The 24,389-nt window shown below is 66.5% G+C and carries 18 protein-coding genes; 8 read left to right on the top strand and 10 right to left on the bottom strand.

Features of this window, described 5'->3' with window-relative positions; translation table 11 throughout:
* The first annotated feature begins 103 nt into the window (after positions 1 to 103).
* The 3 genes from WG208_RS05590 (at position 104) to WG208_RS05600 (ending at position 4,057) form a co-directional block, all read left to right on the top strand.
* Complete coding sequence (locus WG208_RS05590; RefSeq protein ID WP_337170351.1) at positions 104 to 1,567, top strand: M48 family metalloprotease; 1,464 nt, start codon at positions 104 to 106, stop codon at positions 1,565 to 1,567.
* A complete protein-coding gene (locus WG208_RS05595; RefSeq protein WP_337170352.1) occupies positions 1,568 to 2,968 on the top strand; it encodes a phospholipase D-like domain-containing protein in 1,401 nt (466 codons plus the stop codon).
* Positions 2,969 to 3,115: 147 nt separating this feature from the next.
* Positions 3,116 to 4,057, top strand: a complete 942-nt coding sequence (locus WG208_RS05600) for a universal stress protein (RefSeq protein ID WP_337170353.1) — start codon at positions 3,116 to 3,118, stop codon at positions 4,055 to 4,057.
* A gap of 369 nt (positions 4,058 to 4,426) precedes the next feature.
* Here the strand turns inward: WG208_RS05600 and WG208_RS05605 are convergent, their stop codons facing one another.
* The 3 genes from WG208_RS05605 to WG208_RS05615 all read right to left on the bottom strand — a co-directional run bounded on the left by WG208_RS05605 (position 4,427) and on the right by WG208_RS05615 (position 7,712).
* Positions 4,427 to 5,440, bottom strand: a complete 1,014-nt coding sequence (locus tag WG208_RS05605; RefSeq protein WP_337170354.1) for an MlaD family protein — start codon at positions 5,438 to 5,440, stop codon at positions 4,427 to 4,429.
* A 128-nt stretch (positions 5,441 to 5,568) separates the two neighbouring features.
* Positions 5,569 to 6,399 carry an ABC transporter permease gene (locus WG208_RS05610; protein ID WP_337170355.1) on the bottom strand — a complete coding sequence of 277 codons (831 nt, stop codon included), beginning with the start codon at positions 6,397 to 6,399 and terminating at the stop codon, positions 5,569 to 5,571.
* Positions 6,396 to 7,712 (bottom strand): MgtC/SapB family protein, encoded by a 1,317-nt coding sequence (locus WG208_RS05615; RefSeq protein ID WP_337170356.1) that lies wholly within the window; start codon positions 7,710 to 7,712, stop codon positions 6,396 to 6,398. The genes WG208_RS05610 and WG208_RS05615 overlap by 4 nt, the downstream gene beginning before the upstream one ends.
* Positions 7,713 to 7,810: 98 nt before the next feature.
* Here WG208_RS05615 and WG208_RS05620 point away from each other — a divergent pair, with 98 nt between their 5' ends.
* Together WG208_RS05620 and ahcY are read left to right on the top strand one after the other, a co-directional pair.
* Positions 7,811 to 8,776 (top strand): metalloregulator ArsR/SmtB family transcription factor, encoded by a 966-nt coding sequence (locus WG208_RS05620; RefSeq protein ID WP_337170357.1) that lies wholly within the window; start codon positions 7,811 to 7,813, stop codon positions 8,774 to 8,776.
* 123 nt (positions 8,777 to 8,899) lie between these two features.
* Complete coding sequence (gene ahcY, locus WG208_RS05625; RefSeq protein WP_345786964.1) at positions 8,900 to 10,375, top strand: adenosylhomocysteinase; 1,476 nt, start codon at positions 8,900 to 8,902, stop codon at positions 10,373 to 10,375.
* Between the two features lie 172 nt (positions 10,376 to 10,547).
* On the opposite strand, the gene WG208_RS05630 is transcribed toward ahcY, so the two are convergent.
* Positions 10,548 to 14,228: a carboxypeptidase-like regulatory domain-containing protein gene (locus WG208_RS05630; RefSeq protein WP_337170359.1), complete on the bottom strand. Its 3,681-nt coding sequence runs from the start codon at positions 14,226 to 14,228 to the stop codon at positions 10,548 to 10,550.
* A 144-nt stretch (positions 14,229 to 14,372) separates the two neighbouring features.
* Here WG208_RS05630 and WG208_RS05635 point away from each other — a divergent pair, with 144 nt between their 5' ends.
* Entirely contained in the window at positions 14,373 to 15,182 is an 810-nt protein-coding gene (locus tag WG208_RS05635) for a hypothetical protein (RefSeq protein ID WP_337170360.1), read from the top strand.
* Between the two features lie 63 nt (positions 15,183 to 15,245).
* Here the strand turns inward: WG208_RS05635 and hemJ are convergent, their stop codons facing one another.
* From hemJ to WG208_RS05665, 6 genes are all read right to left on the bottom strand, one after another.
* Positions 15,246 to 15,683, bottom strand: a complete 438-nt coding sequence (gene hemJ / locus WG208_RS05640) for a protoporphyrinogen oxidase HemJ (protein ID WP_337170361.1) — start codon at positions 15,681 to 15,683, stop codon at positions 15,246 to 15,248.
* 18 nt (positions 15,684 to 15,701) lie between these two features.
* Entirely contained in the window at positions 15,702 to 17,051 is a 1,350-nt protein-coding gene (gene hemN / locus WG208_RS05645; RefSeq protein ID WP_337170362.1) for an oxygen-independent coproporphyrinogen III oxidase, read from the bottom strand.
* 275 nt (positions 17,052 to 17,326) lie between these two features.
* Positions 17,327 to 18,451 (bottom strand): hypothetical protein, encoded by a 1,125-nt coding sequence (locus tag WG208_RS05650; protein ID WP_337170363.1) that lies wholly within the window; start codon positions 18,449 to 18,451, stop codon positions 17,327 to 17,329.
* A 202-nt stretch (positions 18,452 to 18,653) separates the two neighbouring features.
* Complete coding sequence (locus tag WG208_RS05655) at positions 18,654 to 20,417, bottom strand: M28 family peptidase (protein WP_337170364.1); 1,764 nt, start codon at positions 20,415 to 20,417, stop codon at positions 18,654 to 18,656.
* A 162-nt stretch (positions 20,418 to 20,579) separates the two neighbouring features.
* Complete coding sequence (locus WG208_RS05660; protein ID WP_337170365.1) at positions 20,580 to 21,593, bottom strand: hypothetical protein; 1,014 nt, start codon at positions 21,591 to 21,593, stop codon at positions 20,580 to 20,582.
* Between the two features lie 442 nt (positions 21,594 to 22,035).
* A complete protein-coding gene (locus tag WG208_RS05665; protein ID WP_337170366.1) occupies positions 22,036 to 22,641 on the bottom strand; it encodes a prephenate dehydratase domain-containing protein in 606 nt (201 codons plus the stop codon).
* Between the two features lie 252 nt (positions 22,642 to 22,893).
* On the opposite strand from WG208_RS05665, the gene aroF reads away from it, so the two are divergent.
* Together aroF and WG208_RS05675 are read left to right on the top strand one after the other, a co-directional pair.
* Entirely contained in the window at positions 22,894 to 23,940 is a 1,047-nt protein-coding gene (gene aroF / locus WG208_RS05670) for a 3-deoxy-7-phosphoheptulonate synthase (RefSeq protein WP_337170367.1), read from the top strand.
* Entirely contained in the window at positions 23,937 to 24,368 is a 432-nt protein-coding gene (locus WG208_RS05675; protein WP_337170368.1) for a chorismate mutase, read from the top strand. Before aroF ends, WG208_RS05675 begins: the two co-directional genes overlap by 4 nt.
* The last annotated feature ends 21 nt before the right edge of the window (positions 24,369 to 24,389 follow it).

The raw sequence follows: 24,389 nt of genomic DNA on the forward strand, positions 1-24,389 counted from the left end.
GAATGTGCGGCCTGCGTAGAGTAGAATCAAGCGACACACGCATTTGACGCGATGGTTTGTGGGTCACGAAAGCGTGATACACACTGTCGCCCGGGGAGCCCTTATGACCTATCGTACCAGACACGTGATGGCTGTCACCTCGGCGGCGCCCGTGGCAGCGCCGGTGGCGTTGCTGCTTTCGGTCGTGATCGGCCTGAGCGGATGCGCCACCAATCCGGTCACCGGCCGTCGGGAGCTGTCCCTCATCTCCGAGGCGCAGGAGATCCAGATGGGACGGGAAGCCTCGGCGGCGGATCTCAAGCGTGTCGGCGAAGTGCCGCAGACCGAAGTGCAGGCGATGGTGCGTCGCCTCGGCTCGGCCATGGCCGCCAAGTCGGAGCGTCCCAATCTTCCCTGGGAATTCCATGTGCTCGACGACGCGGCGGTGAACGCGTTTGCGTATCCCGGCGGCTTCATCTTCGTGACGCGTGGCCTGCTCACCAACCTCAACAGCGAATCGGAGCTGGCGGAGGTGATCGGGCACGAGATCGGCCATGTGACCGCCAAACACTCGGTGGTGGCCATGAGTCAGCAGCAGCTCGCGCAGATCGGTCTGGTGGGCGCGAGCATCTTTTCGTCGACGGTGGCGAAGTACGGCGATCTGATCGGCGGCGGCGCGTCGCTGCTCTTTCTCAAGTTCGGCCGCGACGACGAACTGCAGGCGGATGCGCTGGGCTTCCGCTACTCCCTGGCCCAGGGATTCGACGTGCGGGAAGCGCCCAAGGTGTTCGAAACCCTGGGACGACTCAGCGGCAGCGGCGGCCGCGTCCCGGAGTGGCAGAGCACACACCCCGATCCCGGCAATCGGGCCGTGCGGGCCGAGGCGCGTGCGGCCGAACTCGCCCCCGGTGCGCTCATCGGTACCAAGGTGAATCGCGACAGCTATCTGCGATTGCTCGACGGCATGGTGTTCGGCGAGAACCCGCGTCACGGATATTTCGAAGGCACGCGCTTCCTGCACCCCGATCTGCGCTTCCAGTTCGATTTCCCCACGGGGTGGAAGTTCGCGAATCAGCCCGAAGCGGTGGTGGGGGTGAGCGCGGACAACAGCGCGCAGTTGCAGTTGCTGCCCGCCAGCGGCACCCCGGCGCAGGCCCTGCAGACGTTTCTGCAGCAGCAGGGCATCACGGTGCGGCAGTCGGGACAGACCACGGTGAATGGACTCACTGCGGCCGCGGCCACGTTCGACGCCACCACGCAGCAGGGCGCGTTGCAGGGCCGCGCGCTCACGGTCGCGCACAACGGACAGACGTACATGCTGCTCGGTCTGATGGTCGCCAACGCCCCGGCGGCGCGCGCCGCGGAAGTGGACGCGACCTTGCGTTCCTTCCGCGCGCTCACCGACGCCACGGCGCTCAACAAGCAGCCGGCCCGTGTGCAGCTCGTGACGCTCGATCAGGCCATGACCGGCGCCCAGTTCGTGCAGCGGTATCCCAGCACGGTGTCGGCGGAGGCGGTGTACATCGCCAACGGCATCGAGGCCGCCACGTCGTTGCCGAAGGGCATGATCCTCAAGCGGATCCGCTGAGTGTCCGACCGCCGCGTGCGGGATGCGATCATCCCGCGCGAGCTGCGTGCCTGGCGCGCCTGGGGCGTGGCCCGTCGCATGGAACGGGGCGTCCGCGATCCGCGCTTTCGCGAGCTCGTGCAGCGCATCGACGGCGGACCGCTGCATCTGTGTCCGAGCGTGACGCTGCTGCCCGATGGAGAAGAGGCTTTTGCGCGCATGCGCGATGCCATCGAATCCGCGCGGGAGGAAGTGCTGCTGGAGACGTACATCCTGCGCGACGATCAGCTGGGGGAATCGGTGCGCCAGGCGCTGATCGCCGCCGCCGGCCGGGGTCTCCGGGTGTGCGTGCTGGCCGATGCGGTGGGCTCGATGTCCACCGCCGATGGGTTCTGGCGGTCACTCGAGCAGGGAGGCGCGCAGGTGCGTCTCTTTCATCGCGTGTGGCTGCATCCCCTGGAAGCGTTGCGGCGCGATCACCGCAAGCTGCTCGTCGTGGATCGTCGACTGGGATTCACGGGCGGCATGAACATCGGCGAGGAGTACGGGTCCAGCGTGGTGCGGCGCCGGCACGTGGATCGCGAAGGATGGCGTGACGCGTGGCGCGACACATTCATCGCCCTGCGCGGCACCGTGGTGCGGGAACTGGCCGCGGTGTTTGCCGAAGGATGGGACCGGGCCGGAGGACCGGATCTGCCGGGACTCGAGTACGTGAGCTGGGCCGATGGCGTCGTGCAGCCTCCGCGCGGGTGGCGGGGAACGATGACTCCCCGCGCCTGGCAATCCCGCTGGCAACTGCAGCGCGGTCATCATCGCGATCGGGTGCGCGGACGTCGGGTGCGCCGCGACGCGCCACCGGTGACCGCCGACGCGCCCGCGGTCATCGTGATGGATCCCCGGCCGGGCCGCGGGCAGCGGGAGATGCTCACGGTGCTCTCCGCGCTGACGGGGGCCGCCCGTCAGCGCCTGTGGATCACCACACCGTATTTCGCGCCCCCCACGCGGGCGCTGGAGTTGCTGGGCGCCGCCGCCCGGCGTGGCGTGGACGTGCGGTTGTTGCTGCCCGGTGTGCGGACCGATGTGCCGCTGGTCCGCCACGCGGCCCACGGGGCCTATCACAAACTGCTGTCCACCGGCGTGCGCATCTTCGAGTACGACCGGGCCATGCTGCACGCCAAGACGCTGGTCGTGGACAGTCACGTGGGCCTGGTGGGATCGTCCAATCTCGATTTCCGCTCGTTCTGGCTGAATGCCGAATGCAATGTGCTCATCTTCGACGACACCTTCGCACGGGAACTCGATGCGAGTTTTCTGGACGATCTCGAAGGCAGCACCGAGATCACGCCGGAGCTGTGGCGCCGTCGGACGCTGACCCACCGCCTACTCGATCGCATCGCCCGCGGGCTGCGCTGGGCCCTCTAGCAAAGCGCCGGATATCGGACCTCGGTATGAGGTCGATTGCACCAGGCGTCAGACACCCCGCTGCGCATGTCCATGTGCGGGATTCCCTGACGGGGCGAACAGGACTCCCCGATGGAGGCAGGGGACAGGGCATGCGACCATTCGCCCATGTCTGCGCCAGTCGATCCTCTGCCGGCCCTTCACGAGGCCCCAGCCGTCGTGCGGCCGGGACCGGTGTTGGTGGCCAGCGACGGGACGGCCGTTTCGCACGACGCGCTCTTCGGCGCGGCACGGCTGGCCGCATCGACGTTCGGCACGTCCATCGAAATTCTGGGTGTCTGCGAGCCGATCACCGGTGTGGCCGGCGGCATGGATGTGCTGCCCATTCCCGCCGAGCTCGACGAGGCGCGACGGTCGACCATGCAGGCCGATCTCCGCCGCTCGGTGTCGATTGCGGATACCGGAGATCCGACCTGGCCGATCACCGTGCTCACCGGATCCCCCGCCCGCACGCTCGCCAGCGAAGCCGCCCTGCGGGACGCGTCGCTGATCGTCATGGGAATCGGCCGGCACAATCCACTCGACCGGCTGTTCGGCACCGAAACGACGCTGGCCACGTTGCGGGAATCGCGCGTGCCAGTGCTGGCGGTGGGAACGAACTTTCCGGTCACGCCCCAGCATGCCGTGGTCGGCCTCGATTTCAGTGCCGCCAGCGTGCAGGCGGCCCGCATGGCCATGCAGATGCTCGCAGGCGGCGGACGTCTGACCCTGGTGCATGTGCGGCCGCGCTTCGAGCATCCATCGTCCGACTGGCAGACCTGGGACGCCGAGTACGGACGCACCCTGCCGCCGTTGTTCGATCAGGTGCGGCAGGCGCTCGATGCCCGCGAGGACATCATCGTGGAGACCGTCACCGTACGTGGCGATCCCGCCCCCGCCCTGATCGCCTTCGCGCAGCAGGCCCATGCCGATCTCGTCGCCGTGGGCACGCAGCGCCACAGCCTGTTCGAACGCCTGGTGGTCGGATCGGTAGCCACGCGCGTGCTGCGGACGGCGCGATGTGGAGTGCTGGCGGTACCCCAGAGCCGGGGCGCGGCCTCGGACATCTGAAGGCAGACTGTCAGACGGGGTCAGAGGTGAGAGATCAGCAGGTCAGAACTGAGATGGAGATAGAATGATGAGAAATCAGACAACAACGAAATCAGAGGTCTGAGCACTGGCGGCCGATGGGATCGTGTGCGCCACAGGCTGCTGGCCGGGCGCCCGCAGGCGTGTGTGCGCCACACCGTTGTTCAATCCCTAAACCCCTATCTGCCCGAAACGCGACATCGCCTGTCCCACTCACGGAAATATCCTGCAGGTATCCAGCAGTTCATCCTGCAGGTATCGCCGCCGCAGGCGGCCGCTCATGGCCAGTGAATCACCCAATACCGGCCGCTTGACGCCGCTGTACCGGCCGCCAGCCGTCGCCGTCCCGCGTCAGAAGATGCGGATGTTGATGTACCGACGCGGGTTCTTCTTGACGTCCTCCACGAGCACACGCAGTTCCCGCACGAGCGAATCGCTCTGACGGTACAGGCCCGGATCGTTCATCATGAGGCCCAGCGTGCCGGTCGTGCCGTTGGCCTTGGTGAAGACGGAATCGGCACGGGCGATCACGGTGGACAGATGCGCTTCGGTGCGATCGAGCTTCACCGTCATGTCGCGCAGGTTGGTGGTGGCCGTGAGCAATTCCCGGGCGGCCTGCTGCGAATGAGTGACGATCTGCTGCAATTCGCCGCGGCTCGTGGCCGAATCCATGCGCGTGGAGAACGTGTTGAGACGATCGGCCGCGGCGTTGATGCGCGTGAGACCGACGTGCACGTCGCCACTGATCTGATCGAGATTCTTCGACTGGATGTCGATCGTGCGCGCGAGCACCGTCGAGAGATGCGCGAAGTTGCGGATCGATTCCCGCAGTTCTTTCGCCGCCGCGTCGTCGAACGCCACCTGCACCCGGTCGGCAACTTTGGCCACGTCCCCCGCCAGCCGTCCCGCCACCGTGGTGAGTTGTGCGATGTCGGGCATCACCGCGCCCGCCAGCGTATCGCCCGTCGTGCGCGCCTCGGCGATGGCCGCGCGCAACTCACGATCGGGCGGCACACCGGCCGCGGTGGTGATCGTCGCCTGCCATTCGCCGAAAAGACTGGAGGCCGCGAGCAGTACCACCGGATCGGGCGGGAGCTGCACATCGCGGTCGAGACCGAGCGTGATCACCACCCAGCCCGGCGCTCCCAACGCGACCGATTCCACGCGTCCCGACCGCACGCCACGAATCACGACCGGGTTGCCGAGGGCCACCCCGCCCACTTCACGACTGCGGACCACCAGTTGCTGCTTGCGGTTGCCGAGGTCGGCCTGCTTCACCCACAGCACGGCCGCCACCAGCAGCACCGTCACCACGAGCACGGTGAGACCGACCACGAAGTCACTGGTCCGTCGGGTGGTGGTCATGAGAGCAGGAGACGAAGACGCATGGAAGACCCGGGGAAAACGATCAGCAAACGATCAGCAGGCGATCAGCGAACGATGACAAGCGATAACGAATGATGACGAATGATGACGAACGATGAATACCACGATCACCGCAGGGTGCGCCCCGTCAACCAGACGAGTGCCCAGAAGGCATCGAGCACCAGAATCATGACGGCCGAGATGACGACCGCACGGGTGGCTCCGCGTCCGACGCCCTGGGCACCACCCTGCGTGTCGAGACCCGCCCGGCATCCGATCAGTGCCACCGCCGCGCCGAAACTCGCCGACTTCACGAGGCCGTAGCGCACATCGAACGTCTGGAAGAAGAGCCGCACCCCTTTCACGAACTGGGGCGTCGTGATGTCCAGCAGCGCGAGCGATGCGACCCACCCTGAGAGTACCCCGACGAGCATCGCCGTGCCCACGACGATGGGAAACATCGCGGCCGACGCGAGCACCCGCGGCACCACGAGGTGACTCATCGGGTCGAACGTCAGTGTTTCGAGGGCGTCGATCTGTTCGGTCACCCGCATCGTCCCGAGTTCCGCCGCGATGTTGGCGCCCACGCGCCCGGCGAGCGCCAGCCCGGTGAGCACCGGCGCGAGTTCGAGCACCACGGTCTTCTGTACCAGCGTGCCCACGAAGTAGGGTGGCACCAGATCGCCCACGCTGTAACTCGCCAGCAGGGCCAGCACGATGCCGGTGAACAGCGCGATGAACATGCCGATGGGCAACGATTCCACACCCAGCGTGCGTGCATGCGTGGAGAACTCCGGCACCCACTGCGCCGTGTCCTTCATCGCGCGGATGGTGTCCAGGACGAAACGTGCGCCGGTACCCACCGGCTCGACGAGTCGCCGCGTCACACCGCCGAGCGCCGTGATGCGACGATGCACCCGCGCGCCCGGGCCGCCGGCGTCCGGCAGGGGAACCGTCACGGCCATCCGAGCGCGACACCGAAGCCGGCCGCGGCGGCCCACGCCGCCCGACCAGCAGCGGCACGCCGCCGATACCGCGGAGCCCCGAGTATGAGCACGAGCGCGAGTTTGAGCATGGTATTCGACAATACGCCGATGCCCATCGCCGCGGCAGCGATGCGCACATGCGCGTCGTCGGCGCCGTAGCGTGCCATGGACACCGTCAACGCGTCGACATCGGTGAGTCCGAGCAGCGTGGCCGACGCGAGCACGCCGGTTTCCCCCGCTGCGCGTTGCACCCAGGCCACCACGAACAGCACGAGCTGAAACGCCACGGCCATCTGCAGGGAGGACCACAACCCCAGCGGATTCTCCCCGAGGCCGGCCGCCACCCCTGCCTGACCCACTTGCGACCGCCCCCGGGTGCCGCGTTCCCGCCAGAGCACGAAGCCGATCAGGATCAGGCCGGTGAGCAGGGCCGGGCCGAGTATGAGGGTGGCCGCGACGCCCACGGCCGGCTGCAGCATGGTGGAAATGATCAGCACCCGCGGCACCAGCACCGTGCACGCCGCCACCACACCGAGGGCGAGCGGAAGGGCCAGCGTTTCACCGGCGTCATCGCGGCTGCGCCGGCTGAACGTCAGCGTCACCGCGGTCGACGAGACCAGTCCACCGAGCAATCCCGTCACGGCCAACCCTCGCGTCTCGCCGATCACCCGGCGCGCCACGTAGCCCGCGAAGTTGAGCGCGGAAAAAATCAGGACGACGATCCAGAGCTGACGGGGCTGGAACGCGTCGTATGGACCGAATGCGCCGCCGGGAATGAGTGGCAGGATGACCAGGGCGAGCACCGCGAACTGCAGCGCGGCGCGCATTTCATGGGGAGCCACCCGCGTCAGGGCCTGCTGGAGCTGCGATTTCTCGGCCAGCAGCAACACGACCACCGCAGCCGCGGCACTGGCGGCGGTCCGGAAACCCAGCCCCGAGGTGACACCGAGCGCCACGACCAGCAGGGCCACGACCTCGGTGGTGCTGTCGGTGGACGTGCCCGGACGTCGCATGGCGGTCACGTAGGCCGCCACCACGAACGCCAGCGCGCCGGCGATGAGCAGCGAACCCGCCGCCACCCCGCCGAACGCCCCCACGATGTGCTGATCGAGTCGCAGGAACCACCCTGCGAACCCGCCGATCGCACCGAGCAGGGCGAACGTGCGCGCACCCCCGAACCGACCGTCAGGCCCCTGAGTGTGCCCCGACCACTCCCGCTCGACGCCGACGGCCAGCCCCACGAGGGTCGCCACGAGCAGATCGAAGGCAAGAGGCAAGTCGAGCATACCGGCAACGTACTGTGGGACCCGGCCGGCGCGAGAGGGGAAAGCCCTTCGGGTTTTGCAGACTATCCTTTCATCCGGATGGTCGGATATATTGAAGAATGACCACGCCGCGCCTGCCCATTCATGATCGTATGGCCGAGCTTGCTGACCCGACCCGCAGCCGGTTGCTGGCCGCGCTCGATCGGCACGAGCTCACCGTGGGCGAACTGGCGTCGGCGCTGCAGTTGCCGCAGAGCACGGTCAGCCGGCATCTGCGCATCCTGGCCGACCAGGGGTGGATTGCGTCGCGCGCCGAGGGAGCGAGCCGGTGGTATCGTCGCCAGCCGCAGCTCGACGCCGGCATGCTGGCCCTGTGGGGGCTCGTGCGCGACGCCTTTGCGGCCACACCGGCGGCGTTGCAGGACGCGGCGCGGGTGGACGCCGTGCTCGCCGCGAGACGCACCGTCACGCAGACGTTCTTCGCCACGGCCAGCGCCGAATGGGATGCGCTCAGGGCCGAACTTTTTGGTGTGCGTGCCGATCTGCTGGCCTCGCTGGCGTTGCTCGACCCGTCGCTCGTGGTGGGAGATCTGGGTTGCGGTACGGGCACGCTCAGCGCGGCCCTCGCGCCGCATGTCTCGAAGGTGTACGCCGTCGATGCGTCACCGGCGATGCTGGCCACCGCGGCGGGACGCGTGGCCACATTCGACAATGTCGATGTCGCCGAGGGCACGCTCGAAGCGCTGCCGCTGGGCGACCATGTGCTGGATGTCGCCGTGATGATGCTCGTGCTGCATCACGTGGCCGATCCGGTGCGCGCGTTCCGCGAAGTGCATCGGGTGCTGCGCCCCGGTGGACGCCTGCTGCTGGTGGACATGCGTCCGCACACCCACGAGCGCTATCACGAGACCATGGGTCATGTGTGGCTCGGCTTTGCCGCGGAGACGCTGACCACCTGGCTGGAAGACACGGGCTTCGTTTCGGTGCGGTATGCGCCGCTGCCCGTGGATCCCGCGGCCACCGGCCCCGCTCTCTTCACGTGCACGGCCATCATGATGCCCGCACCGGCGCTGGTGATGGCCTGATGCCGATGTCCCGATGCTGATATTGATGCCGATGTCCCGAACGTGACGTCCTGACTGTTCTCCCCGCTTCATTCTCTCTTCAACTTCACAGATACCAGGATACTGGCCATGGCCACTTCCGTCATGACTGAACACGGCGTCGCGTTGGTGACGTCGCTCGATCGCCCCACCTTCGCCGTGCGCGACCTTTCGCTGGCCGAATGGGGACGCAAGGAAATCCGTCTGGCCGAGCAGGAGATGCCGGGACTGATGGCGCTGCGTGCGGAGTATGCGGGCAAGTCGCCGCTGAAAGGCGCGAAGATCATGGGTTCGCTGCATATGACGGTGCAGACGGCCGTGCTCATCGAAACGCTGGTGGCGCTCGGCGCCGATGTGCGGTGGGTGTCGTGCAACATCTTCTCCACGCAGGATCACGCCGCTGCCGCGGTGGCCGTGGGTCCGAACGGCACCACCGAAAAGCCGCAGGGCACGCCGGTGTTCGCGTGGAAGGGGGAGACGCTCGAGGAGTACTGGTGGTGCACGGAGCAGGCGCTGATGTGGCCCGATGGCACGGGCCCGAATCTACTGCTCGACGACGGTGGTGATGCCACGCTGCTGGTGCACCGCGGCGCCGAGTACGAGAAGAGCGGCACGGTGCCGTCGTTCGACAGCGACAACGAACCGGAAGAGTGGGGCGTGATTCTCGATCTGCTGCGCACCGAACAGCAGCGGAATCCGGGGCGCTGGACGAAGGTGCTGGCCGGCATTCGCGGCGTGTCGGAAGAGACCACCACGGGTGTGCACCGGCTGTACGAGATGGAGAAGGCGGGCACCCTCGCGTTCCCGGCCATCAACGTCAACGATGCCGTGACGAAGTCGAAGTTCGACAACCTGTACGGTTGCCGGCACTCGGTGGTGGACGGTCTCAATCGTGCGACCGACGTCATGCTCGCGGGCAAGATCGTCGTGGTGCTCGGCTACGGCGACGTGGGCAAGGGCTGCGCGCAGGCCCTCAAGGGGCAGGGCGCGCGTGTGGTGATCACCGAGATCGATCCCATCTGCGCGCTGCAGGCGGCGCTCGAGGGCTATCAGGTGACGACGCTGGACGACATCGTCGAGCAGGCGGACGTCTTCGTGTCAGCGACGGGCAACAAGAACGTCATCACCGTCGAGCACATGAGCCGGATGAAGGACAAGGCCATCGTGTCCAACATCGGGCACTTCGACAACGAGATCGACATGGCCGGTCTCAAGAAGGTCGAAGGCATGAAGCGCGTGAACATCAAGCCGCAGTACGACGAGTTCCAGCTGCCGAGCGGCCGTTCCATTCTCGTGCTGGCCGAAGGCCGTCTGATGAACCTGGGTTGCGCGACGGGTCATCCGAGCTTCGTGATGAGCGCGTCGTTCACGAATCAGGTGCTGGCGCAGCTCGAGTTGCATGCCAACGCCGAGAAGTATGGCAAGCGGGTGTTCACGCTGCCCAAGCACCTCGACGAGAAGGTGGCGCGGCTGCATCTGGACAAGCTGGGCGTGAAGCTGACGACGCTGACCGCGGACCAGGCCTCGTACATTGGCGTGGACGTGAACGGGCCGTACAAGGCGGATCACTACAAGTACTGAGTTCGGAGATCAGATGACTGCCTTGCCGCGGATGACGCGGATGGGGCGGAAACAGCACGGATACAACTCCCGATGAGCAAGTCCTGCGTTGCTCCCCGTTTTCATCCGTGCTGTTTCCGGGCCATCCGCGTCATCCGCGGCGAGGTTTTTTGCTGTTGGCCCTTTCTCCGGGCTATCGCGTCACGGACATGGTGTTCGATCCCGGCTGTCCGCCCACCCGCGGCCGGTTGTGCACCAGGGGCACCGGATAACCGAACGTCCATTGTGCCCGCAGCCGCTCCTGCCTGGTCACGCTGATCATGTTGTTGAACATCGGCATGAGTTCGCGTTGCTGGGGGTTCACGATTTCCTGCGCGATGTCGACCTGCTCCCAGAAAATCGGCCAGTAGAGCTTTGTCGTGGCCTGCACACTGTCGAGTGCCGCCTTGCCGGCCGCGCCGTCGGGCTGCGCGGCGAGGAACCGGCCCAGTGGCACGTACAGTTCGCGGACCCGCGCCGAATAGACGCTGTCGGCGGTGAGCAATCGCGTGATCTGATCCCTGGTGAGGAACAGTGAATCGCTCTCGGCCAGCAGGATGCGGTGCAGATTGGACGTGCGGTCGAGATACAGCGCCGCAATGGAATCGGCGCCGCGGCGGGACCAGGTGGTCTTGTTGGTCGCCTTGTCGCGTGTCTTCACGGGTTCGATGGCACGACGCAGCGTCTGCAGCTCGTAGGGCGTGGAGAGGCCGATGGACACATCCATCACCACCCGGAAGGGCACGCGCGAGAGTGTGCGGAAAGCACGGGTGTCACCGAAGCGCGGGTTCACATCGTATCGGAAGCGCTGATTGGCGGCGTCGAACCCACGCGGCACGAGCAGCACCGGATCGGGCGAGGCCTGGGTGCCCCACCCCCGCAGACCGTCCGCGCCGTGCAACAACTGATCGAGACCGGCCAGCGGATTTTCGAACATCACATTCATCTGGACGAACCGGCCCCCGATACGCGGCAGCGGTGGACGATACATGAGGTTCATCTGCTGCGTCCACGGACCACGGCAGCTCTGCCGGTCGGCCACCGTCCCGACCTGCGATTCGAGACAACTCCGGATGTTGGTCGGCGCCGATGCCAGCAGCGCCTGCATCTGCGCGCGCGTGGACGCGTCGGTATCGGCGGTGGGACTCGGGACGAACGCGCGGTCGTTCGCCCGGCCGTCCCCATCGATGTCGCTGCGCACGATGGGGGTGAACGGCGTACCCGACTGGAATCGCGTGAACATGGTGAACACCCCCACCTTGGGCACGGTGGTGCTGGCCTGGAACACGAAGGCATGACGCGCGTCGTTCGTACCCGATGCCCATTCGCGCTCGCGGGGATCACCGAAGTTGCCACCATCGCTGCCGCGGAACTGCTGACGGACCTGCTGGATGGTGTACGAGGCCGAGAACATCACGGAAGCAGGCCCGCGGCGTCTCCGGAACACCTCGGGCTGCAATGTGGTCGTGAGCTGATGACCGTAGCCGCGCAGATCGCTCGTGCGCAGTGACACCCGTCCGTATTCGGGACTGATGCGCGATTCACGCGGCGACACCGCACCCGACCCCGCATCGATGCTGGAGGGTGTGACGTACATGGGCCGGCCACCTTCCTGCGCCAGCGTGAAACGGCTTGCGCCGGAGAAATTCGCGTCGAGCGTGCTGGGCTGCGACAGATCGTACGACGACAGGCCGTCGACGCGCAGGAGAAATCCCTTCAGCGCCGCGGCCCAGCCGAGGGAAGCCCGCCAACTGCGCGGCACGTCGAACGAGGGATCGACCAGTGACACCGCGGGGGCGCGTTCGGCCAACACACCCGAACCATCCGTGCAGGACGTCGGCAGCGAAGCCGAACCGCCGGCGAGCGCCTGCCAGTCGGGAACCGGTACCGCACTGCCCACACACGACAGGGCAATCGTGCTGCCGGCCAGACCGGCGTTCACCATGGCGTCGGCCAGCATGCCCGGACGATAGAGATCGCGGAACTCGCCGATGCCACCACGGATGATGCCCATCGTGTTGCGATACCAGCTTCCCGACCCGTTGTTGAACTGCCCGTTGCCGTTCTCGCGTGAGCGCGAATAGGTGTAGCTGAACCCCACGCGGGGCGAGACGTGCAGGTGGCTTGGCGCCACACCCGTTCGCACACCGAGTGCCTGTTCCAGCGCGACATTCTCTGGCGGCGTGTCGCCGAAGCGATTGCCCTCCAGGCGGGCACCGGCCAGCGTGCTGAACCAGCGATTGGGATTCCACTGATGCGAGAAGGCCAGTGCCGCGTTGTACGCGCTCGCCTCGCGCACCGGTTGCGACAGCGTACGGTTGTACGACGCCGGACGATTGGCGGCGAGATCGGCCAGCGACATGAACGTGTACTGTCCCAGCGCATTGGGGCGGCCTTCCTGCGTGAGTCCATCACCACGAATCCACGCCGACGTCTTGAAGCGATGTTTGCGTCCCTGGGCATTCCAGACCATCTCGTTGGCCGCTTCCGCCGTCCATCGTGTGTCGTTGGTGGCCATGAAGGGATTGCCGCCAAGCGAAACCGGCACGATGTCACTGACCGCGGCATCGGAGGCGGACCGCACGAGCACGGTGGCACCCGGCAGATCGAGATAGGGATGCACCTGGTCCCGCACCCGACTGGCGGCGATGCGGTTCTGCATGAGGGTGAAATAGCCCTTGCCCACGTACTGGCTCTGCAGGAGTTGTGCGCCGATGGTCTGTTGCGTCTGTTTGCCTGCGGTGCCCGGTGCGCTCAGGGGGCCGAATCCGAGTGCGCCTTCACGGTTGAGGCCCGCATAGGTGGTGAGTGTGAGCGTGCGCAGCGTGTCGCGCACATCGTCCAGACGTCCGAGGAACGTGAGATTGTCCTGCACCCGACTGGATGGCACGCCGGTGCCGGCCAGCGGCAGGCCGAGAGCCGACGCCACGCTCTGCACACGTCGTGCGGAATCGGGCGAGAGACCGGCACGACGCAGCGCTTCGCCATCACTGCCAAGCAGCGTGGTGGGGTCGCTGGCCGTGCGTCCCACATCGAGCGCGATGTTGTAGGTGAGCGCGCGGCGGATGGCTTCACCATCGGCCCCCACACTGGCACGGAACCCGCCGTTGAGCAGGCCGAGCGACCGCCCCACCGCGTCGGTCATCTGCAGTTGTGGGGCATTCAGGGTGAGATAGGCGTTGCGGTTCTGGAAATTGCGATCACCCGCTCCCAATCGCACGTCGATGTTCGCGCCGGCAAAGCCGCCCCGCGTGGCGTCGAACGTCGCGCCGGTCACGCGCACATCGGCCCGTGCGGCCCGCGGCAACGATCCACCGGGCATCGCCATGCCATTGAGGGTCGTGAGGTTGGATGATGGGTCCGCGCCGAGCATGGAGGGGCCCGAGGGAGTCATCGTGACACCGGGCATGGTGGCGGCGATCGCACTCAGGTTGCCGGCGGCGTTGGGGCTCACCCGACCCTCGGCGCCCTGACTCCATTGTTCCGCTGCGCCCACTTCGCGTGCATATGGTGTCGCGACCTGCGCCTGCGCCCGCGTGGGCTGGTTGGCGGTGACCCGAACGGCGTCGAGCATGGCGAGATCCCGTTGCAACGTGAAGTCGGCCACCAGCTCGCGCTCATCGGCCACACGCTCCACACGACGGCGGGCAGCGCGGAATCCCGGCATGGAGACGTGCACCAGATAGTCTCCCGTGCCGGGATCGAACCGACTGCTGTACCGGCCGGTGGAGTCGGTGACCACCTGCTGGACGAGGCGGTCCGGTCCGCGCGTGATGCTGACGATGGCACCCGGCAGCACCCGCGAGGAATCGTCGAGCACACGGCCGCGGACCACGTCCGCGCTCTGTGCATGCAAGGCCCCCTGAGCGCACATTGTCAGAACAAGGGCCTGCCAGAAGCGCCGCACCGGCGCCATCGAAGTCAGTCGTGGTATCATGTGCCGTACGACGTCATCTGTCACGGAAAGGTTGCTTGCGCCATGCGCTCTATCAGGGTTCCCGCTGTTGCCCCGACTTGTGCCAGGCTGCTGCTGGTGCTGGCGGGATTCGTGCCGGGCATTCCCGGGACGATGCAGGCTCAGGTCGCTGCCGCTGCGTCCGGTGCCGGTCAGACGGCCACCCCGGACAGTCTCCGTCCCATTCGTCCCGGCGATGGTGTGTTCGACAGCCGCCATCTGCAGACCGATACCGTTCGCTACGCCCTCACGGTTTTTCGCGAAGGCTCGCAACTGCCGGTGGGGCAGCTCACCAACGAGATGCAGCGGGATTCCAGTGAGAGCGGCGTGTGGCTGCGCCGGGTGCAGCGGATTCAGCGGGGATCCGCGCAGGTGATCGATTCATCGGTCACGGAGGCACACACGCTCGCCCCGCGTCTGCATCGCTCACTGCAGCCGATGCGGCGCATCACCCTCGATTTCAGTGGCCGGCGTGTGCGGGGATCGGTGGGACCGGTGGATGCTCCGCCGGTGCCGTTCGATACGGTCCTGCCCATGCCCGCGTTCGATTCGGGGAACTGGGATCTGCTCGTGCGGGCGCTGCCACTCGCGAAGGGATATGCCGCGCGTCTGGCTGTGTTCGACGTGGATGGCGGACTGCGCGCGTATCAGATCCAGGTGACCGGCAGCACGGTGGTGCAGGACGAGGAGGCCCACGTGGTCATCTTCACGTTCGCCAGAGGACGGGAATCGGTCGTGTGGATCGGCAAGCAGTCCGGTCAGATCCTGCGAATCGAGACGCTGCTCAACGCCACCACCATGCTGCAGCAGGAGCGGATCCGGGAGACGCATTGAGTGATGCTTTGAGGGATGCCTTGATCCTCCCCGAACCGCAAATCCCAGACTCACCGCTGTATTTCAGGGCCGCACGATAACCGCGATCACGATGGCGAAGAGCAGCAGCGTGGGCACTTCGTTGATCATGCGGCAGGCGCGTTCGCTGAGAAAATAGTCGCCCCGGGCCAGACGTTTGCGGGTGTAGGATGCGAAGCCGTGATACCCCAGCAGAAAGAACACCGCACCGAGCTTGAGGTGCATCCACGGCATGCGCAGCAAGGCGGGCTGACGGACGAGCATCCAGGCGCCCATGGCGATGGCGACGATCATGGCCGGTGCCATGATGGCGCGCATCAGCCGTCGCTCCATCACTTCGAGTGTCGCAACGACCGCCGGCTGGTCACGCTGCTGCACGTGATAGACGAAGAGCCGGAAGATGTAGAACAGACCGGCGTACCACGCGATGACGGCCACCACGTGCATCGCCTTGATCCAGAGATAGGACGTGTCGACAGGCATGGCGCCAATGTACGTCCTTCACACGGCCCGGGAGAAGCGCCGGTGCTCCTGTTGCGTGCGATGGGGATCGAGCGGAAACGCGAGATTGCGCAGGAACCAGCGCCCGCGTGATGTCACATGCAGACCGTCGGCTTCGAACACCACGAGCTCCTCGTCCACGAACGGGGCATACCGTGTGTGCATCTCCGACTCGGCCACCGGGAACAACGCGGCAGGCAATCGGCCATGACACATGAGGTGCTCGATGGCGGCCCCCCGGATGCGATCGTCTTCGGACAGAATGTGTCCGCCCGCCACGGGCAGCGCGCCGGTGTCCACCTGCCGTTGCCATTCGCCAAGACGCGGCGCGTTCTGCACGAACCAGCCGTGTATGGACGAGATGGCGCTCACACCGACTCCGAGCAGTTGTTCGCTGCGTTGGGTGGTGTACCCCATGAAATTGCGGTGCAGGTGGCCGCTGCGCATGGCCTGCGCCAGCGGATCGGCGGGACGGGCGAAGTGATCGATGCCGATCCATTCGTAACCGGCGTCGGAGAATCGATGCACCGCATCGCGAAACAGCGTGAAACGTTCCCACGATCCCGGCAGCGCCGAGTCATCGATGCGCCGCTGATGGGGACGCATCCAGGGCACGTGCGCGTAGCCGAAACAGGCGATGCGATCGGGACCCATTGCGAGACTGTCGTCGACGGTGGCGGCAAACCGGTCGGGGGTCTGATACGGCAGACCGTAGATCAGATCGAGATTGATGCCGCCGAATCCCTCTTCCCGCGCGGTGGTCACGGCACTCTGCACCATGTCCCGCGGCTGCACCCGGCCGATCGCTTCCTGCACGACGGGATCGAGATCCTGCACGCCGAAGCTCACGCGTTCGAACCCCAATTGACGCAGCATGCGCAGTTGGGAGCGTGTCACGAGTCGCGGATCGGCTTCGATGGAGCTTTCGGTGTGGGCACCGAGCTCGAAGGTGCCCAGCAGCATGTCGTGCAGCGTGGCCAGTTGTGCGTCGCTCAGAAAATTCGGCGTGCCGCCACCCCAGTGCATCTCCGCCACGCGCGGGCGATCCCCCATGGCCCGGGACAGCATGGCCAGCTCACGACGCAGACGTGTGAGATAACGCTCCACGATCTCGGCCCGTGTGGTGACCGTGGCATTGCACCCGCAATAGAGGCACTGGGACGCGCAGAACGGCAGATGCACATAGAGGGCGAGCGGAGACGCCTCCGTGCCCAGCGCCCCGAGATGCGCCTCCCATCCGGGCGCATCCGGGGCCCCGTTCCAGTCCGGCACCGCCGGGTAACTGGTGTACCGCGGGCCGGCCACGTCGTAGCGGGCCAGCACCTCCGGCGTGATCTCCGTTTCCAGCATCCCTGCTCCGCGAAAAAATGGCTTTCGCAGAGTGTCCGGACGTTGGCGCCGGTTCAATCCGGCGATTACGCAGGTGGGTGTGGGGGATTCCACTACAGGTGCGGGGTTCTCCAGGAACGACAACAACAAACAACCTTGCCACGGATCACGCGGATGGGGCGGAAACTGCACGGATAACTACGGAAACGCCCCGTTGTTGATCCGTGCTGTTTCCGCCCCATCCGCGTGATCCGCGGCAAGGCTGTTTCTTGTGAATGATTCGGAGACCCGCCTTCCTAACGCTGCACCGCGTACACCACCACCCGCTCCACATCGTTCTCATCACGCTCGGCAACGGTCACGGTGGTCCGCTGCACGCTGAGCAGGCGCGCTGCGCGGAGCAGGCGCACGCGTGCGATGGTGGCACCCGTAGGCGAGAGCACCAGAAACTCCGGCGCATCGGTGGGCCGTGCCGGGAAACGCTCGAGCCACAGACCTCCACCCACATCAGGGATCGCCGACCTGAACAGCGGCACGTTGGGAGGCAGATGCTGTTTCGACCAGCGCGCGTCCGCGAGCAGCGAATCGGGGCCGCTCGATGCACGAGCCACGGCCCAGCGCTTCCATGCCTCCAGGCGCGCCGTCGTCCAAGCGACCGGCGTGCCTGCACCGGTCACGTTGATCGATCGTGCCGCGGACCCGGCAATGCTCATGCGCGTGAGTCCCGGTGAATCGGTCGAACCGAACCAGACGACCGAATCGCGCGCAGCCACCAGCAGTTGCGGCGCACCTTCCAGAACGCCATACCGCAAGCCGCCCGGTGCGGCGGGTACCTCCAGCACCAGTGCGGTGGAATACGGCACTCTCCCCAGCCGTCGCGAATTGCCATCGGGGAGGCGCATGACCAGTGAGGCACTGTCACGCAGGACGCGAGTGGGCGGCGCGATCACCTTGAATCCCATCTGCACCGCCAGCAGCGATTCGTCCTGTAACAGCGCAGCCAGCAGTCCACTCGGCGGCCCACCACCAGCCGGCACACTGCCCTTGTGTGGATCGGTCACCGCGAATGTGAGATACTCCCGATCGGTGACCGCCACCGCGCCATCGTGCCAGGGCATGAACGCCAGGATCCGCGGCAATTCCCGCGGCCCGTTGCCGCTGCGCATGATGCGTTCGACATAGTGCCCCTGTCGGGAGAACCGGCGAACCTCACCGACCACATCGGCCACGAGCACATCGCCCGAACCCAGCACCACCGCCCCCGCCAGCGAGCGCCACTGCGTCTCGGGCGTCCCATCGTCCTCGATGACGGTCACCGGCCGCGGATCGATGCGCCACGCCGGTTGCGCGCGCAGGCGCAGCGTTGGCACGAACGCGCAGAGCAGCAGAACTGCGCAATTGCGGATCGCGATACGAGGCATCGTGAGATGGGATGTCAGTTTTCAGGGATTTCCAAGAAATAAGCGCTTCATGAACCGTCGGTGTCTGGCCACCTCCTCAAACCGCCTCGCCGCGGATCACGCGGAGGGGGCGGAAACAGCACGGATAACGACGAAAAAATACCGTTGTTGATCCGTGTTGTTTCCGCCCCCTCCGCGCAATCCGTGGCAAAGTTGTTCGCCGTTACCGCGCCGCCCGCACCCTCGCCTTCGCGCGTCCGATGGCCGCCGTGAGATCCACCGGGCCCACCGCGATGTCGCCGATCTTGTCGATCGCGTCGAGATAATACGTGCGCCACGTTTCGATGATGTGCTTCTCGGTGTCGGCGTTGCCGCCCCGGCTCAGCGTATCGCGGCTGAGCGCCGACTGCGTGCGGATGGCCTGCTCGGCCACACCGGCCAGTTCGTCGAGCGCGGCCAGCACGATGGCGCGGGACCCGTCGGCCAGCAGCAGACCGGTGGTGAGGGCACACGCGCCCACGTTGGCGAGCGTCGATGCGCTCACCATTTCGATGCGATCGAGATCGGTGTGGTAGTACTGATCGGTGAAATGCCAGAGCAGCACGGCCGGGATCTTCGCGTTGAGGAACGGCGTGTGATCACTGCCACCTTCAAAGGGATTGGCCTTCACCACCCAGTTGGTCTGGCGCGCACGATCGAGACAGCGTTGCCGCACGAAGTCGTTGAACCAGTAGGCGCGAATGTCCTTCTCGGCCAGCGGCTTGCCTCCCCACTCCGTGTGCTGGTCCTCGCCGCGCACCCACACCGCCGACGGGTCGGGCATCTTCTCGATGAGGAACGTCCCGCCGGTGAGCGCGGTGTTCTCGCCAACCATGTCGAGGGACATGCCCCACTTCACCGCCGCGCGGCGCACACTGTCTTCCTTGAGGAACCGGTCGGTGGAGCGGATCTCATCGCCCCAGAGGAACGTGATCGTGCGTTGGGGGTTGGCGACACCGCGGCGCACCAGATCCGCCGCCACCCGCGCCATTTCCGCCTGCGTGCCCACGCCCGTGGCATTGTCGTTCGCACCGGGTTCCTGCACGTGCGCCGAGTACACGAAACGTTCGGCGGGCCGCGTGCGGCCGCGGATCTCCGCGACGATCGTCAGCTCGGGACGCGTTTCGAAGAGGGTGCGCACGTCGGCATGCACCCGCAGTGGCGCACCATTCAGTGACTTCATCGCGGCGCGCAGGGAATCGTGCGTGGCCGACGAGATGTACAGGATCCACCCCGAGTCCCGCACCACGCTGGTGAAGCGGATGGCGGTGGTGTTCTTCGACTGCTGATTGTAGGACGGAAGCGCCTGCGTATTGAGCACACCGATCGCGCCTGCCTGCAGGGCGCGCGGATACACGGCACGCGCGTCACCCGTGGAGAGCGCGATCTTTCCCTTCACATCGACCGCGGCAAACTGATCGCTGCCCCCCGCGCCGACATCCACGACATCCGCCGTGACCCCGCCCTCCGGCGTGGAGCCGGAGTTGATGGCGATCATGTTGAGATTCGTGGAGAACTGCTGGAGTGGCTTGGTGCGTCCCGCGATCGTGAGCGAAGCCCCGATGGGCGTCCACGCCGGATTGGCCATGGGCCGCGATTCGATGCGATACACGAAACGCGCCGACGCCGGCGCCCCGTCTTCGCGCACATATCCGGCGGCGCGCAACAACGAAGCCACCGTATCGATCGCCGCATCGAATCCGCGGTTGCCCGGCAGCCGGAAGAATCGCTGCACGTACTCGACGGTGCGGTAGGCGCGGTTGCCATCGATGGCGCCGTGCACGGCGCGGGAGATCGGCACGAACGCCGCCTCCGACGAGGCCGCCGTCACGGGGCGTTGCGTGGACGGCTGAGATGCGGGGCGCTGCGCAGGCGCGAGGGCCGGAAGGACCGTCAGCGCCAGGGCGGAGGTGAGGCCGAAGCGCGCGCAAAAAGAGGAAGAGGACATACCAACATCATCGGTAGCGCACCGGCAGCTGTCGAGGGGGGAACAGCGGACCCACCCCGACTGGATCGACGAGGATCGACGAGGATCGACGAGGATCGATGGGGAACCGACGATGCCAGGACACCGCCGGTGGATCTCAGTCCGTCTTCGTCGCGGTCGTATTCAGAAGGCGCGCAACCGGAAGGCCAGTCCGAAGCCGTCGCTGGACAGTGGCACCATCCTCACCACACGCCGTTCGCCGATGTGCACGACGATCGCCCGGGCGGGAAGCGGCGGGCCGGAAAAGATGCCGGGCACCGAGCCGGTCCACACCAACAATTCGCCCGTCGTGGTGTCGAACACGCCACCGCCCATAGCCGGGGCAGATACCGAATGTGGTGTGCCTCCCAGGGGTGTGCTCACATCGATGCTGTCCATGACGATCAACTCCGGGCTGAGCAAATAGATCAGCCCCGATCTGACCGGGCTCAGGGATGTGCCCCGGTCCAGGAGCGCGAAGGTTCCCCCCTGGGCCAACGGCAGGATGAATCCATGGCCCGGACGCGGCGCACTGGCGATGACGCGGTGGTCGTGCAGACCGACACGGAACATGTGCGTCATGGTGCCGACCAGCAGTATCGCTCCGTGGTCGAGGGGCAACAGATCGATGATGGCGCCCGGAAACCCCAGAGTGGCCGGGGTGAGCGAATCCAGGGGGGCCAACGTCAGCGGGTGAAGGAGATGGATCGTGGCGGGATCACTCGGTGGGCCTCCCGTCGGATTCTTGCGCGACGCGACCATCAGCACGGCGCCCTCCGGGAGGCCCGGACGGGCGGGCAGGACGCGTACCATCTCCGGCGCTTCCTGCCACGGGCCACTGAAGGCCTCCGCGGCATTGGTCTGCAGATTGATACGGGCGAGGCCCACCGCCTCACCGCGCACGGCCGGACTCACGTACAGCCCCTGCTGATCGATGGATTGGGCCAGTGCGGTCACGCCCCGGAGCCCGATCTCGCCGGCCTGGGCGGGCACCAGACGGTTGGAGACAGGTCGGCGCCAGCGTTCGTGCAGGGTCTGTCCCTCCATGGCCACGAGTTCGCGGCGCGTGTCGGCATGGACGACCCCCAGCAGCAGTGTCGTGCTGTCGGCGAGGAGCAGCGCGGACTCGAGATGCCCGGCAACCGTCGCCGATCTCATCGGGGCGCTTCCGTGGCCAATGAGACTGAGCTGTGTCTGGAATTGCCCAGTGCGGTCCGACGTGACGAGCACGGATGACGATGTCTCGTCTCGAGACGTCACCGGATCACTGGCACAGGCTGACGCAAAAACGATCAGCGGCCAGATCGGGAGCGTCAAACGCATGGGATCTCCGATCGGATGGAGGGCTCTGCACCAGCCCGTTCGAGGACGGCGCAGTGGCCGCGCGGTGGCGGCGCTCGGCAAAGGCGGACCGCATGGTGGACATGACAGTGCACACGACGGTGCACACGGCAACGCATGACACGGGATCGTCAGCTGCCCATACCTTCGCGTCCGCACGCGATGTCACAGCATGTCAAACCGCATGGCCACTCCCACGACTCCATTCACTGGCAACGCCGGCGTCGATGTCCGAGGCATCACCGGCGCCGCACACCCTTCACGCCCGCTGGATCACCACGAAACGCGTCCAGTTGTGCGGAATGTCCTGAATGTTCCGGGCGATCACTTCGAGACCGTACTGCACTGCGGCCGATTCGCTGGCCACGGCGCCCATGGTGCGGTCGCCCTGCGCGGCCACGTCGCGGGCGGCGCCCGCGGTGTCGGCATGGGGCACCGACACCAGCCAGCCGTGCCGGGCGAAGAAGAGACGGCACTGTGCGAGCGCGACCGCGTGGCTGCGCACTTCCCGCAGTTCGGCCAGCGAGGCACCATGCGGGGCCATGAGACAGAGATGGATGGGCACCCGCGTCTCGCCGATCTGCCGGATCCGGTCACCGGCTGCATGCACCGCATCGCAGGCGATCTGCACCGTGCCGGCAATCGCGTTCTCCACCGGGATCATCGCGTAGTCGACGTCTTGCGCAAGGACACGGGCCACGGCATCGGCGAACGTGAGACAGGCCACCGGTATGGCGCCGTCGGGCCAGTGCTGACGGATGGCCATTTCGCTGAACGCGCCCGCTTCGCCCTGAAACGCCACGCGTGGAGTCGGCGACGCCGATAGGGGCGATGCCGACCGTGTTGTCACGAAGGGATTCGTCATGTGCGGATCATATTGACTTCATCGACGGGTTGGGATAGCCTCCATGGTATGACGCGTCACGCCGCCGTTCTCAGCTACGCCTGCCGATTTTATTACGTGCCGACCCGCATGGGATCCGGCGCCATTGGCATGCGCGGCTGAACGCTGACGCTTCCACCGCCGAGAGGCCCGTGCATCGCACGGGCCTTTGTTGTTTCCGGGCTCGGCGAACGCGGTGCCTCGTGGCCACGACTCCCACTCCACGAGGACTGCATGATCATCGTCACCACCGCCCACATCTCCCCGGACGCGCTCGACCGCATCGTCGAACACGTCGAAGCGGCCGGTTTGCGCACCCACGTCTCCCGCGGCGAACATCGCACCATCGTCGGATGCATCGGCGACGAGGGCCGTCTGAGTGAACACGGACTGACCCAGCTGGACGGCGTCGAACGGGTGTTGCCGGTCCTCAAGCCGTACAAACTCGCGTCGCGCGAATTTTCGGTGGGCGATACCGCCATCCGTTTCGGCGATCCGGCGGACACGGTGATCGGGGGGCGCGACATCGTCGTCATGGCGGGGCCGTGTTCGGTGGAAGGCCGCGAGATGATGCATGAAACCGCCCGCCATGTGCAGCGGGCCGGTGCCCGTCTGCTGCGCGGGGGAGCATTCAAACCGCGCTCGTCGCCGTACGCGTTTCAGGGCATGGGTGAGGCCGGCCTGGAGATTCTCGCCGAGGTGCGCGCGGAAACCGGCATGCCCATCGTGACCGAAGTGATGGATCCCCGGCAGGTGGAACTCGTGGCGTCGTATGCCGACGTGCTGCAGATCGGGGCGCGCAATATGCAGAACTTCACGCTGCTCACCGAAGTCGGCAAAGTGCAGCGTCCGGTGCTGCTCAAGCGCGGGCTCTCGGGGACCATCACCGAACTGCTGATGGCCGCCGAATACATCATGGCGCAGGGCAATGGCGATGTGATGCTGTGCGAACGGGGCATCCGCACGTACGAAACGGCCACCCGCAACACGATGGACGTGGCGGCGATTCCGGTGCTCAAGCGCGAGTCGCATCTGCCGGTCATCGTCGACCCGAGTCATGCCGGCGGGCGGGCCTCGCTGGTCGCGCCGCTCGCGATGGCCGCCATTGCCGCCGGCGCGGACGGACTGATCGTGGAAGTGCATCCTACGCCCGCCACGGCGAAGAGCGATGGCGAACAGTCGCTCGAACCCGCGGCGTTCGCGCGCATGATGCAGCAGGTGCAGGCGGTGGCCGAAGCCATCGGCCGCGGTTGCCCGTGGCGCGCGGAGGTACCGGCATGAGCAGCGAGAGAAACGCCGATACGGGGCGCGATATGGGTCGCGATATGGGTCGCGATGTGGGGCGTCCCATGCCGCACGACCGGCATGGGGCCGCGTCGACGGAGATGTTGCAGACGCTGCGTCAGGATATCGATGCCGTGGACGAGGAGATCATCGCGGCCATCGTGCGGCGCATGACCCTCGCGCGCGCCATCGGAACGCTCAAGCAGCGGACCGGACAACCGGTGCTCGACCCCGCGCGGGAGGCGTCCGTGGTGTCGCGGGCAGCGATGCGCGGACGCGATGCCGGACTGCCGGAACAGGATGTGCGCGCGCTCTACTGGCAGCTCATGGCGTGGGCGCGCCGGGCGCAGATGCAGGAGCGGCTGCCCGGACAGCCGCATGGGCCGATCCCCGGACCCTTGCACGAGTCTCTGCAGAGCCCCTGAACAGGCGCTCGTGCCATGACA

Source organism: Gemmatimonas aurantiaca, assembly GCF_037190085.1.
Lineage (GTDB): Bacteria > Gemmatimonadota > Gemmatimonadetes > Gemmatimonadales > Gemmatimonadaceae > Gemmatimonas > Gemmatimonas aurantiaca_A.

Coding starts and splice junctions, on each gene's coding strand:
- WG208_RS05605 (WP_337170354.1), bottom strand. CDS start 5,440: ATGACCACCACCCGACGGACCAGTGACTTCGTGGTCGGTCTCACCGTG.
- hemN (WP_337170362.1), bottom strand. CDS start 17,051: ATGCTGGAAACGGAGATCACGCCGGAGGTGCTGGCCCGCTACGACGTG.
- hemJ (WP_337170361.1), bottom strand. CDS start 15,683: ATGCCTGTCGACACGTCCTATCTCTGGATCAAGGCGATGCACGTGGTG.
- WG208_RS05615 (WP_337170356.1), bottom strand. CDS start 7,712: ATGCTCGACTTGCCTCTTGCCTTCGATCTGCTCGTGGCGACCCTCGTG.
- WG208_RS05660 (WP_337170365.1), bottom strand. CDS start 21,593: ATGAGATCGGCGACGGTTGCCGGGCATCTCGAGTCCGCGCTGCTCCTC.
- WG208_RS05675 (WP_337170368.1), top strand. CDS start 23,937: ATGAGCAGCGAGAGAAACGCCGATACGGGGCGCGATATGGGTCGCGAT.
- WG208_RS05650 (WP_337170363.1), bottom strand. CDS start 18,451: ATGCCTCGTATCGCGATCCGCAATTGCGCAGTTCTGCTGCTCTGCGCG.
- WG208_RS05665 (WP_337170366.1), bottom strand. CDS start 22,641: ATGACGAATCCCTTCGTGACAACACGGTCGGCATCGCCCCTATCGGCG.
- WG208_RS05590 (WP_337170351.1), top strand. CDS start 104: ATGACCTATCGTACCAGACACGTGATGGCTGTCACCTCGGCGGCGCCC.
- aroF (WP_337170367.1), top strand. CDS start 22,894: ATGATCATCGTCACCACCGCCCACATCTCCCCGGACGCGCTCGACCGC.
- ahcY (WP_345786964.1), top strand. CDS start 8,900: ATGACTGAACACGGCGTCGCGTTGGTGACGTCGCTCGATCGCCCCACC.
- WG208_RS05600 (WP_337170353.1), top strand. CDS start 3,116: ATGTCTGCGCCAGTCGATCCTCTGCCGGCCCTTCACGAGGCCCCAGCC.
- WG208_RS05620 (WP_337170357.1), top strand. CDS start 7,811: ATGACCACGCCGCGCCTGCCCATTCATGATCGTATGGCCGAGCTTGCT.
- WG208_RS05635 (WP_337170360.1), top strand. CDS start 14,373: ATGCGCTCTATCAGGGTTCCCGCTGTTGCCCCGACTTGTGCCAGGCTG.
- WG208_RS05655 (WP_337170364.1), bottom strand. CDS start 20,417: ATGTCCTCTTCCTCTTTTTGCGCGCGCTTCGGCCTCACCTCCGCCCTG.